Raw genomic sequence first — 11,976 nt, 5'->3', positions numbered from 1 at the left:
AGTCCAGTAGTATTTTTTATGGCAGCACTGATTTTATATAGACTTTTGAATCATCAAACAACACTTCGGCTTTGCTCAGTGTGAAACAAAATAAAAATAATCATTAATCAATAAAATCAATCATCATGAAAAAATTACTTTTAATTGCCGTATTATGTACAAGTTTATTCGCAACAGCGCAAACAACTACTTCTGAAGATGAAGGTGTTACCATTACCATTACTATTGATAAAGTTCGCACCAATAAGGGAAAAGTATTATTTGCGTTACATACGGAAGACACGTTTATGAAAGCAAAACCAGTACAAACAGTAGGAAGTACTATTGAAGGAAACAAGGTAAAAGTTACCTTTACAAATGTTCCTAAAGGAGCATACGCAATTACATGTGTACATGACGAAAATGACAACGGACGCATGGATTTTGAAGATAACGGAATGCCAAAAGAAGATTACGGAACATCTAACAATCCGTTAAGTTATGGTCCACCACAATTTGAACCTTCTAAATTTATGGTTGCAACTACAGATATTTCAATGAAGATTACTTTATAACACCTATTACACATCAATCAAAAAATGTTTTATTAAAAAGAAGCTGTCTAAAAAGCTATAACTAAGTCATTACGAGAAATTTTTGATTTCGAAGTAATCTGTAAAATCAATAACTTAAATTTTACAGATTGCTTCATTTCATTCGCATTAACAACTTTTTAGACAACCTCTTTTTTTATGCTATTAGAAAAGCAATAAACTCATACGTTAAAACTATTAATTATTCAACCATGCATTCATCATCCAGATGGTTTTTTCTTGCTCTGAGATAAAGTCACTCATCATTGCGTTGGTTCCTTCGTCGCTTGCTTCGTCAGCTTTGTTTAATAATGTTCGTTCAAGTTTTAGTAATTCTGAAATAGAAGAAATAATTAATTCCACAGCTTTTTCATCTTTTGAAATGTGCTTTCCGACAGGAACTTGTGCATTTGCAATATAATCTTCAAATGTATGCAACGGCTCACCTCCTAGTGTCAATACGCGCTCTGCAATTTCATCTACTTTTATTTGTGAATCATTATATAATTCTTCAAATTTTGTATGCAACTCAAAGAAACCTTTTCCTTTAATGTTCCAATGAATTCCACGTAAGTTTTGATAATACACTTGAAAATTAGCCAATAATACGTTCAAATCCTGAACTAATTCTTCTGTTTTTTGGACATCAAGTCCTAATATATTTAGTGTCATAGTGTTAATTATTTTTTTGTTGGAACAAAATTATTGAAGATTTAAGCTGTTTTAGCATAAGTTTTATCGATAGTTTTTATATTTTTATCACTTAAATTTATAATTCATGACTATCACACAGTTGCAATATGTTTTGGCTGTTGCCGAACATCAAAATTTCACACTTGCCGCACAAAAATCGTTTGTTACCCAGCCAACGTTGAGCATGCAAATTCAGAAACTTGAAGACGAATTAGAGATTCAAATTTTTGATAGAAGCAAAAAACCAATTCAACTTACGGAAATCGGCAAAAAAATTGTTGATCAAGCACGTAATGTAGTCAATGAATCTGGTAGAATGCAAGATATTGTAGATCAGCAAAAAGGGTTTATTGGTGGTGAGTTTAAGTTGGGAATTATTCCGACGATTATGCCCACTTTGTTACCAATGTTTTTGAAAACGTTTATTAAGAAATATCCAAAAGTAAATTTAAAAATAGAAGAACTTTCTACCGAATCCATCATTCAGAAGTTAAACGAAGGACATTTAGATGCCGCAATTGCCGCAACTCCTTTAGGGCAAGATCATATTAAGGAACGTGTGTTGTATTATGAACCGTTTGTTGGTTATGCAACTGAAAACCATCGTTTGTATGACAAGAAAGAGTTGGAAACACAAGATTTAGATATTGATGATATTCTATTATTAGAAGACGGTCATTGTTTTAGAGATGGTGTAATTAATTTGTGTAAAACACCTCGTAGCGCTGAAGAAGATCATTTTCAGTTAGAAAGTGGAAGTTTTGAAACACTTATTAAATTATCTAATGAAAATTTAGGAATGACATTATTGCCGTATTTGCATACGCTTGATATTAAAGAGAATGAGAAAAAATATTTACGCCATTTTAGAGAACCAAGACCTGCCCGCGAAGTGAGTTTGATATTTCATAAAAGTGAATTAAAAATGCAGATTATAGAAGCACTAAAAAGTGTAATTATGAGTGTTGTACGCGGCGCTATTACATTTCATAATGTTGAAATTATAAGTCCTGTACATAAATAAGAAATCAGTAAAAAACGAAAAGCCACGTTGTACGTGGCTTTTTTTTATGGTGTTAAATAGATTAAACATTGGTCTAATTCTGGGTTTTTTGTTACTAGAGATTTTATCCAGATTTTTAACTCTTCTACCTCATGTGGTAGTAATCTTTGTAAAGCTTTTTGTAATTCTCTACAAAATAATGAGGGTTCAAAACTTACTTTATTAAGTATAGTTTTAGTGTAATCAAACATCGCTCTTGCCATATTTAACGGAGGTTTAGGTTAAAATTTTAAAGCGTATTTTTGTTGTATAGGCTACTAGTTTTATTTATCTAAAAGTAATAAAAAAAAACTATGTTTATACTTTCTAAACAAAACTTTAACAATATCGCGACTTTACTGCTTTATTATTTTCTTAATTGCCTTACCTTTCGTTGTAGTAATATTCATGATGTAGATTCCACTTGGTAGAGACGATACATTAACTGTACTTGAAAAACGTGTAGTTTGTATTTCTTTTACGGTAATACGTCTTCCGTCTATGCTGCGTAATTCTAGCTTCTCTATTGGTTCGTTACTTGTTATTTGAATTTGTTCTTTTACAGGATTTGGATAGAGTGTTATTGTTGCTGTTTCCAGATTTTCCTCTGAAACACTTAATGGATTCATAATTAATGTAGTTGCTGTATTCGTTATAATTGGCGCATTGAAATCAAAGTAAATAGCAGCATTATTATCGAACGTATCGTTTTCTTGTAATGTTGGTAATGTTTTTATTTTAAATACTACATAGCCATCATTTGAAGCATCATCAAAAGGTAAGTTGATGTTTTCAAAGATAAATTCTACTGAGTTATCTTCTTTAATTCTAGTTTCCATACGATGACTTGATGCTGTCGGAATTAACGTGCTGATATCAAACATGGTGTCATCAATATAATCAGTTACCACAACGTTTACGGCGGAAGCTGTTCCTGTATTTTCAAATCGAATTATATAATGAACATATTTGTCAATATAATCTGTTGTCACAGTTTCTCCTTCTAAACATCGTATATCATTTGGGTCAAACGAATTTACAACTGTTTGTTGCAACGTCATTAGGTTATCATCAGGCGCTTCATCATCCGTTGTTGGTGTGATCATTACTTCGTAACTCAATACGTCGTCTCCATTTACCGCTGGAATATCTGTTGGCGTGTTGATGTTCATCGTAAAAGTAATGTTACGCGATTCTTGTGGTGCTAGGTTTGTATAATTCCACGTAAGTGTATTTACTGCTTGTGTATCTTCCATTGGACTTGCTGAAACCAAATCCATCAAATCATCATCAAAAGTAAGTTGTATCGTTCCTGAACGTATTGTATTTCCTTTATTTTTATATATAATTTGATATGGAGCATCAAAACCTGGACGCGCTACTTCTACGGGAATTATAGTGACCTCAACATCGTTATACGTTCCGTTTGGTGTTATACAAAAATCTTGTAGTGTAGGATTTGAAGCTGTGGACGTATTTATAGTTAACGAAGTTGGCGAAACGGTAAAGTACGTTGGATTTTCTAGTTGTGGTGTAATGGTATAGGGATCGTCGTCGTCAGCTAGGTGAATTTCATAGTTGCCTGAAGAATTTGCTATCATCGTTTCAGTTGTTCCATTATGAGTAATACCGAATTCCATATTTGGAAACATGGTATCATTTATATCACAGCCATTAGTATTTGTGTCTAATCTTGTGGTTCCTTGTAGCGTTACATAGTCGCCACCTGGTGTGAATGAACAATAAGTACCAACAACAGTATCTGCGGATAAATATGGGCTTGTTGATAAAAAAACTACTTCACCATCGTCAGCACAGATACCTTCTAAGTTTGGGTTTCCCCAATATCTAAACTCACTTGGGCTAGAATTTATTCCGTTTTTAACATTAATATATTCAAGTTGATTATAAAAACATGTCACCTTTTTAAGTAATGGATTTTGGCTAACATCGAGTGTTGTTAACAAATTATCGCTAAAATTTACCTGGGTAAGCTTTTCATTTGTGCTTAAATCTATATTTGTTAGAGAATTATAACGAAGCTCTAATATTTCTAAATTTACATTTTGTGATACATCTAAGCTTGTAAATGCGCCATCATCACAGTATAATTTTTTTAAATTTATATTTTGACTTACATCTATTGTTGGTAGTTGAGTATCATGCATAGTAAGCGATTGTAAACTTACATTGTTACTTAAATCTATACTTGTGAATGAATTACCAGAACAATCTAAGCTCCTTATATTAACATTTTGTGAAAGGTCTGTTACAGCTATATTATTAGCTCCTATTCTTAAGTTTGTTAAACTTGTATTATTAGTAAGATTTATGGTGTTTATTTGGTTTCCATAAGCATCTAACTTTATTAAATTTACATTTTGAGTAACGTCCAAAGAAGGTAAAGAGCTAAAACAACAATCTAAATCTGTGAGATTTGTATTCTGGCTTACATCTAAACTAATGAGCGTATTACGAGAACAATCCAAACGATCTAAGTTTGGATTTTGTGTAACATCAATTTGAGTAATATCACAAGAAGAAAAATCTAATTCTTCTAAGTTTACATTTTGTGTAACATCTAAATTAGCAAATGAATAGTTGGCTGAAACATCTAATTTCTTGAGATTGATACATTGAGAAATGTCTAAACTCGTTAAATGATGTCCATTACCAAATAAATATAAATTCTCCAGATTAACATTCTGTGATAAGTCTAATGTTGAAATTCTATGTTCATTGCAACTTAATGAGACTAGGTTTGTAAAGTATTGAATTCCTTCTAACGATGTTATGGATAAATAGTTCAAATTCATCCCTGTCATAAGAAGTGCCTCTGATTCTTGAATTTCTCCATCATTATTAATATCAATAGAACTATCTGCAAAAAAATCAGTATCAGTATCAACAACTATTGTATTTAGCAGGTAGTTTTTAAAAGTAGCATCCGGAATGTTTACAATTTGCGCTTGACTCCATTGTGTAAGGAATAACAATGAAAGTAGTAGGTAATTTTTTTTCATGTGTAGGTTTGGTTATAAATGGTAACTTGGTTTTGGCTATTATCAAATTTAATTCAATCATAAGTTTATAAATTATACTATTAAAAAAGTTGCTCTCGTAATTTATAAATTATGAATTATTTGCTTTAAATGTACTAGAAAAAAAGCGTTGATTGCCAAACTACAAACCGTAATTAGATAATCAACGCTTCCTATTTTATATTTTTTTCGCTTAAAAACTATTGTCACCATCAAATAAGTCTCCGATGCTTCCCAAGATGCTTCCTTCACCTTTACTGTTTCCACCTCGTGGAATGGATGATAAAATTCTTCCAGCCAAACGGCTAAATGGTAATGATTGAATGTATACTATTCCTGGTCCTTTTAAGGTTGCAAAGAATAATCCTTCACCACCAAAGATGGTATTTTTAATACCGCCAATAAATTCTATATCGTAATCTACATCTTGTGTAAAACCTACAATACAACCGGTATCAACTCTGATGGTTTCGCCTGGCGCTAGTTCTTTTCGCGCCATTGTTCCACCAGCATTTACAAACGCCATTCCGTCGCCTTCTAGTTTTTGCATGATGAATCCTTCACCTCCAAAAAGTCCACGACCTAGTTTTTTTGAGAATTCTATTCCAACAGTTACGCCTTTTGCGGCACAGAGAAAGGCATCTTTTTGACAGATGAATTTTCCTCTAAAATCTGTTAAGTCAATAGGAATGATTTTTCCAGGATATGGAGATGCAAAACTTACTTTCCGAACGCCAAAACTACTGTTGTTTAAAAAAGAAGTCATAAATAAGCTTTCGCCTGTTAAAATTCGTTTTCCTGCTGAGAACAGTTTTCCTAAAATTCCTTTTTCTTGGTTTGATCCATCACCAAAAATAGTATTCATAGTAATTCCGTCGTCCATCATCATAAAGCTTCCTGCTTCTGCAACAACCGCTTCTTGCGGATCGAGTTCTATTTCTACATATTGCATTTCTGCTCCGTAGATTTCGTAGTCAATTTCGTGTGCTGTCATTTTATTTCGTTTTTTTACACTGAGTTAAGTCGAAGTGTTGATTGATTCCTATTAGATGTAAAAAAAGTGAATTTGTTACACCTTTTTCTTTCTGAGTTTTAATGCCCATTCATATTGAAAGTTTGAAACACTTTCTCCTGCTTCATTAAAACCTTCCGCGTTTAATGTCAAACTTTGTCCTTCACCAGTAGCAATTGCGGCATCAATAGCCGTTTTTACTTTGTCGCCGTCTTTGCACACAAAGTTAATTCTACCCGTAGCTTTTTTGGTAAAGTGTCCATTTTGCGATTGTACCAACATCGATATTTTTTCGCCACAATCTTCAATTCCTTGAATCACCAAAACGCCTGTAGCAAGCTCGGAAGCCATTCCTTGTGTAGCCCAGTATAATGATTTGAAAGGATTTTGATTAATCCAACGATGTTTTACAGTTACCGTAGCTTCTTTAGCTGTAATTTCTTTTAAACGTACACCTGAAAAGTAAGCAGACGGAAGTTTGAAAAGTAGAAACATATTTATTTTAGATGGAGTCAGTTTTTTAGCCATTTTTTATCATTCTCATTAAATTCATTAAGCCAAAATACGAAAATTTGAAGGATTTTAAAGAAAAGTTAAATTTTAGTTTACTTTTTTTAGAAAAATTATTGAAAGTAAAATTACACATTTAAACAACTAATAATCAGTACTTTAATTATCTTAAAACATGATCTACTCATTAAACTGAAATGTTAAATTTTGTTAAATTTTAGTACTATGTTTTGCATAATACCTTTTTTTAACCATATATTTGTATAAGAAAATAATAGGTAATGGACTCTGCAATCACAAAACATCAAAAAAATGTCGCTACTGTTTTACATGTAGCCGCTTTTAGTAAGTACTTTTTTCCGTTGGGAAATTTTATAGTGCCAATCATATTTTGGTCTATTTATAAAAAGGAATCAGAATATATAAATCATCATGGAAAGGAAGTTTTAAACTTTCAATTGAGCTTACTGTGTTATAGAATTGCAGGTGCTATGCTTCTTTTGCCAGTGAGTATTATTTTTGGAATGCATCATTTTAATACATGGGATGTTTTTCATTTTAGCAATGTTACCATTAATTTAAGCGACGGATTTCATTGGCATCACGCTTCCTTTATTGGAATTTTAGCTGGAATTGGGCATTTGTTATTATTTGCTGTGAATATAGCTTATACAATTATTGCCGCCATGAAAGCAAACGAAGGCGAACGTTACATGTATCCGTTTACATTTCGATTTATTAAATAAAAAATATCATCAATCAATAGTCAATAGCACTATAGCTAAGTTGAGTGCATACTCATCAATCACATTTCGACTTAGCTTAGTGCATCATCATCAATCAATTATCATCAATCATCATCATCAATCAAAAAACGAACAATATCATTAAAAGACACATGAAAACATGAAGATAGAAAACACAAAAGCACAGATGCGTAAAGGTGTGTTAGAGTATTGCATTTTATCCATCTTACGCGATAAAGATGCATATGTAGCCGAAATACTTGGCACGTTGAAAGACGCAAAAATGCTTGTCGTAGAAGGAACAATATATCCATTACTGACAAGGTTAAAAAATGCTGGATTATTAAGTTATCGTTGGGAAGAATCAACTTCTGGACCACCAAGGAAATATTATGGTTTAACAGAAACCGGACAATTATTTCTTAAAGAACTGAACACCACTTGGGACAATTTACAAAATGCCGTATCACTCGTAACACGCCAAAAAAATACAACTAATGAATAAGACAATCAATATAAACTTAGCAAATATGTTTTTTCATATTGATGAAGAAGCATATAACAGCCTACAGCGATATTTAAACGCTATTAAACGCTCTTTTACCGACTCGCAAGGAAGAGATGAAATTATCTCTGACATTGAAGCGAGAGTTGCCGAACTTTTTTCAGAACGCTTAAAAAGTGAGCGCCAAGTTATTGGTATGAAAGAAGTTGAGGAAGTAATTGAAATTATGGGACAACCAGAAGATTACTTGGTAGACGATGAAATTTTTGAAGATCACCCACAAGCTGGAGGTTATCGTCAAAATAGTTCATACAGAAAGTTGTATAGAGATTATGACAACAAATTTTTGGGTGGAGTTTGTGCAGGTTTTGGACAATACTTTGGAATTGACGCTTTATGGATTCGTATTATAGCATTACTATTGGTTTTTATGACTGCAGGAGCACCAATTTTGGTATATATTATCTTATGGTTTATCATTCCGAAAGCAAATACAACGTCTGAAAAACTTGCTATGGCGGGAAAGCCAGCGAACATCACAAACATAGAAAAAAAAATCAAGGAAGGATTTGATGATGTTCAAGAACGATTAAGTGATGTAAACTTCGAGCAAGTTGGTCAAAAAGCCAAAAGCGGAGCTAGTTCCTTCTTTGACTCTATTGGAGATATTATTGTTGTGATTTTAAAGATTTTCGCAAAACTTTTTGGCGTTATTTTTATTATTACTGCCGCAGCTTTACTAATCGGAATTATATTTTCTGCCATTAGTGTTAGTTTCTTTAGTGTAAATAATTTACATATTGGTGACGGATGGTTGTACTATCAAGATTTAGGTATGATTAGTGAAGTTCCAAGATGGACTTTTGGACTGTTGTTATTATTAATATTAGGAATTCCAGCATTTGCATTATTTATTGTAGGAATTCGCATATTGGTGAAAAATTCTAAATCAATAGGTACGCCTGCCAAAATTATAATGGTTATTGCATGGATTGCCGCAATTATTGCCGCCATAGTAATAGGATCAAATGCCGCCATGCACAGACATATTGACGCTTCTGTAAATACTAGAACCGAATTACCAATTAAAGCCAATGACACGTTAAAAATTAAAATGGTTGGTAATGATTATTTCGATATTCGACTGGAAAGAGATTTTAACGATTATGAACGAGTATACGATCAAAATGACGATATTATTTTGTATTCATCAGCAGTACGATTAATTGTAAAGCAATCTGAAAGTGAAAATGCACGAGTTAAGATCAAAAAAGAAGCAGGTGGCGCATCGTATGATAAAGCTAAACAACGTGCTCGTAATATTGATTATTCATATACTTTTGAAGATAATACACTGAAATTGAATGGTTATTTCTTGTTTGATACAAATGACAGACACAACCAACAAAAAGTAGAAGTTACGGTGTATTTGCCAAAAGGAGTTATTTTGTATGCTGATAATAATACAAACTCATATCATAAAAATTATTCAAATCATGGAGACATATTAGATCAAGGGCAAGAAAAGCATTATTTAAAAGTAATAGACGACGATTTAATTTGTCTTGACTGTCCGTCAGATATTAAAAAATTGAAGAAAGAAGAAGAAGAAGAAGAAGAAGACGAGGAAGAAAATAAAGTCATTATCAACAGTGACGGCATAGACATCAACGTTAGTGACGACGACGACAAAGTCAACATAAAAATTGACAGTAACGGCGTTAACGTTAAATCTGAAAAGAAAGACGATAATTAAACATAGAATACAATCAAACTAATTTATAACTAAACATCAATCAAAAATGAACATTACACAATCCATATATGCTATTAAAACTGCTCATCACAGTTTTAGTAGTTGGATTGTTTGCAAGTACCATCAATAAATAAAACAATAAAAAAACTAAATTATGATCACCATCGCTAGATTTATCACCATTGCCATCATAGGCCTAATAGTAACTTCCTGTAATTTTAACTTTGATTCAGGAAAAATTGGAAACGGAAATGTCGTTTCTGAAGAAAGAGACGCTGACGAAATGTTTACGAAAGTAAAAGCTTCTGAAGGCTTGGACGTTTATATTACACAAAGTAATACGCAAGCTATTAAAGTAGAAGCAGATGAAAATATTATTTCATTAATTGCTACTGATATTAATAATGGTGTACTTACCATTCATGCAAAAGAAAATATTGGTCGCGCTAAGTCTAAAAAGGTATATGTTACTTTACCAGAAATAGACAAAATTGTGAGTACAAGCGGCGCAGATGTATATTCTACAGATGTGTTGGTTGTTAAAAATTTAGAAGTTAAGAGTACTAGTGGCGCTGATGTTAAAATTGAAGTAAAAGCAGTAACTGTTTCTTGTGCAGCATCAAGTGGCGCGGATATTAAAATTTCTGGAACTGCAGATTCTTTACGAGCTGATGCTAGTAGCGGAAGTGATATTCAGGCTAAAGATTTAGAAGTTAAAACCTGTGATGCCTCTGCAAGTAGCGGTGCTGATGTTACCGTAAATACAGCTGAGAAATTAATTGCAAACAGTTCTAGTGGCGGTGATATTCATTATTATGGAAACCCTGAATCTGTTTCTAAAAACAAATCTGTTTCGGGTGGCGTGCATAAGAAATAAGTTTATGAAAAAAATAATACCAACACCAAACCAACATCAAAAACTATAAAACCAAAAAAAAATGCGCTCACATATACTGTGGCGCATTTTTTAATTTGATAATTTTCTGTTTTAAGCTTCTACAACATCTTCTACAGCTGCTAAATAGCGTTCTGCATCTAATGCGGCCATACATCCTGAACCAGCGGCTGTAACAGCTTGTCTGTATTCTTTATCTTGTACATCACCAGCGGCAAAAACACCTGGCATATTAGTTTTAGTCGATTTTGCTCCTGTGATTAAATATCCAGTTTCATCCATGTCTAAAACGTCTACAAACATGCTTGTATTTGGTTTATGACCAATTGCAATAAAAACTCCTGTTACTGGAATTTCATGCTTTTCTTGTGTTTTATTGTTTACAACACGTACACCTTCTACCACCATTTTTCCTAATACCTCATCTAATTCAGTATTGTATAATACTTCTAAGTTTTTTGTATTATTTACACGATGTTGCATTGCTTTACTAGCTCTCATTTCGTCTTTACGCACTAGCATCGTTACTTTTTTACAAAGTTTTGCTAAATACGTAGCTTCTTCTGCGGCTGTATCTCCTCCACCAACAACAATTACATCTTGTCCTTTGTAGAAGAATCCGTCACAAGTAGCACACGCAGAAACGCCACCACCTTTTAAACGTTCTTCACTTTCTAATCCTAAATATTTTGCAGAAGCTCCTGTTGAAATTATGACCGTTTTCGCTAAAAATTCTTGTTCTCCATTTCCATCATCAACATATACTTTGTGAATTCCGCCAATTTCTTTTGAGAAATCTACGCGTGTTGCGTATCCAAAACGAACATCTGTACCAAAACGAGTCGCTTGATTTTTTAAATCTTCCATCATGGCAGTTCCGTCAGTTCCTTTTGGGTATCCTGGGAAGTTATCAACTTCGGTTGTTGTTGTTAACTGTCCGCCTGGCTCCATTCCAGTGTACATTACAGGATGCATATCGGCTCTAGCGGCATAAATAGCTGCAGTATATCCTGCAGGTCCACTTCCTATGATTAAACAATCTAATGCTTGTTGAGTATCTGACATATCTTTTTTCTAATTATTAAACGCTTTTTAACAAAAGTAGCTTTTTATCTGAATTCCTTACATAATTTTTATTAACAAATATTCTCTAATTGTTTGATATCTTTTTAAACGAAAAAAAGCAACAACTTATAAAATAGGT

General features: G+C 32.8%; 12 protein-coding genes. 6 read left to right on the top strand and 6 right to left on the bottom strand.

Features of this window, described 5'->3' with window-relative positions; genetic code table 11:
* Positions 1-125 precede the first annotated feature (125 nt).
* Positions 126-554: a DUF2141 domain-containing protein gene (locus ACQ654_RS22445; RefSeq protein ID WP_430412584.1), complete on the top strand. Its 429-nt coding sequence runs from the start codon at positions 126-128 to the stop codon at positions 552-554.
* Between the two features lie 216 nt (positions 555-770).
* Here ACQ654_RS22445 and ACQ654_RS22440 read toward each other — a convergent pair whose 3' ends face one another.
* Positions 771-1,244: a Dps family protein gene (locus ACQ654_RS22440; protein WP_430412583.1), complete on the bottom strand. Its 474-nt coding sequence runs from the start codon at positions 1,242-1,244 to the stop codon at positions 771-773.
* Positions 1,245-1,350: 106 nt separating this feature from the next.
* Between ACQ654_RS22440 and ACQ654_RS22435 the strand changes: the two genes are divergently transcribed.
* Positions 1,351-2,289, top strand: a complete 939-nt coding sequence (locus tag ACQ654_RS22435; RefSeq protein WP_430412582.1) for a LysR substrate-binding domain-containing protein — start codon at positions 1,351-1,353, stop codon at positions 2,287-2,289.
* A 44-nt stretch (positions 2,290-2,333) separates the two neighbouring features.
* Here ACQ654_RS22435 and ACQ654_RS22430 read toward each other — a convergent pair whose 3' ends face one another.
* The 4 genes from ACQ654_RS22430 to ACQ654_RS22415 form a co-directional block, all read right to left on the bottom strand.
* On the bottom strand, positions 2,334-2,531 hold the full coding sequence (locus ACQ654_RS22430; protein ID WP_430412581.1) for a hypothetical protein: 198 nt from the start codon (positions 2,529-2,531) through the stop codon (positions 2,334-2,336).
* Positions 2,532-2,663: 132 nt separating this feature from the next.
* Positions 2,664-5,330 carry a DUF7619 domain-containing protein gene (locus ACQ654_RS22425; protein WP_430412580.1) on the bottom strand — a complete coding sequence of 889 codons (2,667 nt, stop codon included), beginning with the start codon at positions 5,328-5,330 and terminating at the stop codon, positions 2,664-2,666.
* Positions 5,331-5,541: 211 nt separating this feature from the next.
* Positions 5,542-6,342 carry a TIGR00266 family protein gene (locus ACQ654_RS22420; protein WP_430412579.1) on the bottom strand — a complete coding sequence of 267 codons (801 nt, stop codon included), beginning with the start codon at positions 6,340-6,342 and terminating at the stop codon, positions 5,542-5,544.
* A 75-nt stretch (positions 6,343-6,417) separates the two neighbouring features.
* Positions 6,418-6,888, bottom strand: a complete 471-nt coding sequence (locus ACQ654_RS22415; protein ID WP_430412578.1) for a DUF4442 domain-containing protein — start codon at positions 6,886-6,888, stop codon at positions 6,418-6,420.
* A 263-nt stretch (positions 6,889-7,151) separates the two neighbouring features.
* Between ACQ654_RS22415 and ACQ654_RS22410 the strand changes: the two genes are divergently transcribed.
* The 4 genes from ACQ654_RS22410 to ACQ654_RS22395 all read left to right on the top strand — a co-directional run bounded on the left by ACQ654_RS22410 (position 7,152) and on the right by ACQ654_RS22395 (position 10,754).
* Entirely contained in the window at positions 7,152-7,616 is a 465-nt protein-coding gene (locus tag ACQ654_RS22410) for a DUF4870 domain-containing protein (protein ID WP_430412577.1), read from the top strand.
* 160 nt (positions 7,617-7,776) lie between these two features.
* Positions 7,777-8,121, top strand: a complete 345-nt coding sequence (locus tag ACQ654_RS22405; RefSeq protein ID WP_298424542.1) for a PadR family transcriptional regulator — start codon at positions 7,777-7,779, stop codon at positions 8,119-8,121.
* Complete coding sequence (locus tag ACQ654_RS22400) at positions 8,114-9,877, top strand: PspC domain-containing protein (protein ID WP_430412576.1); 1,764 nt, start codon at positions 8,114-8,116, stop codon at positions 9,875-9,877. The genes ACQ654_RS22405 and ACQ654_RS22400 overlap by 8 nt, the downstream gene beginning before the upstream one ends.
* A gap of 154 nt (positions 9,878-10,031) precedes the next feature.
* On the top strand, positions 10,032-10,754 hold the full coding sequence (locus ACQ654_RS22395) for a head GIN domain-containing protein (RefSeq protein WP_430412575.1): 723 nt from the start codon (positions 10,032-10,034) through the stop codon (positions 10,752-10,754).
* Between the two features lie 111 nt (positions 10,755-10,865).
* On the opposite strand, the gene trxB is transcribed toward ACQ654_RS22395, so the two are convergent.
* Positions 10,866-11,837, bottom strand: coding sequence for a thioredoxin-disulfide reductase (trxB, locus tag ACQ654_RS22390; protein ID WP_430412574.1), 972 nt, complete (start codon positions 11,835-11,837; stop codon positions 10,866-10,868).
* Positions 11,838-11,976: the final 139 nt, after the last annotated feature.

This window comes from Kordia sp. (assembly GCF_965283645.1).
In the GTDB taxonomy this organism is placed as follows: Bacteria; Bacteroidota; Bacteroidia; order Flavobacteriales; family Flavobacteriaceae; genus Kordia.
This window is presented reverse-complemented; position numbering and strand designations above follow the sequence as displayed.

Bases quoted from the DNA above. Each gene is read 5' to 3' on its own strand.
- ACQ654_RS22445 (WP_430412584.1), top strand. From the start codon at position 126: ATGAAAAAATTACTTTTAATTGCCGTATTATGTACAAGTTTATTCGCA.
- ACQ654_RS22440 (WP_430412583.1), bottom strand. From the start codon at position 1,244: ATGACACTAAATATATTAGGACTTGATGTCCAAAAAACAGAAGAATTA.
- ACQ654_RS22435 (WP_430412582.1), top strand. From the start codon at position 1,351: ATGACTATCACACAGTTGCAATATGTTTTGGCTGTTGCCGAACATCAA.
- ACQ654_RS22430 (WP_430412581.1), bottom strand. From the start codon at position 2,531: ATGGCAAGAGCGATGTTTGATTACACTAAAACTATACTTAATAAAGTA.
- ACQ654_RS22425 (WP_430412580.1), bottom strand. From the start codon at position 5,330: ATGAAAAAAAATTACCTACTACTTTCATTGTTATTCCTTACACAATGG.
- ACQ654_RS22420 (WP_430412579.1), bottom strand. From the start codon at position 6,342: ATGACAGCACACGAAATTGACTACGAAATCTACGGAGCAGAAATGCAA.
- ACQ654_RS22415 (WP_430412578.1), bottom strand. From the start codon at position 6,888: ATGGCTAAAAAACTGACTCCATCTAAAATAAATATGTTTCTACTTTTC.
- ACQ654_RS22410 (WP_430412577.1), top strand. From the start codon at position 7,152: ATGGACTCTGCAATCACAAAACATCAAAAAAATGTCGCTACTGTTTTA.
- ACQ654_RS22405 (WP_298424542.1), top strand. From the start codon at position 7,777: ATGAAGATAGAAAACACAAAAGCACAGATGCGTAAAGGTGTGTTAGAG.
- ACQ654_RS22400 (WP_430412576.1), top strand. From the start codon at position 8,114: ATGAATAAGACAATCAATATAAACTTAGCAAATATGTTTTTTCATATT.
- ACQ654_RS22395 (WP_430412575.1), top strand. From the start codon at position 10,032: ATGATCACCATCGCTAGATTTATCACCATTGCCATCATAGGCCTAATA.
- trxB (WP_430412574.1), bottom strand. From the start codon at position 11,837: ATGTCAGATACTCAACAAGCATTAGATTGTTTAATCATAGGAAGTGGA.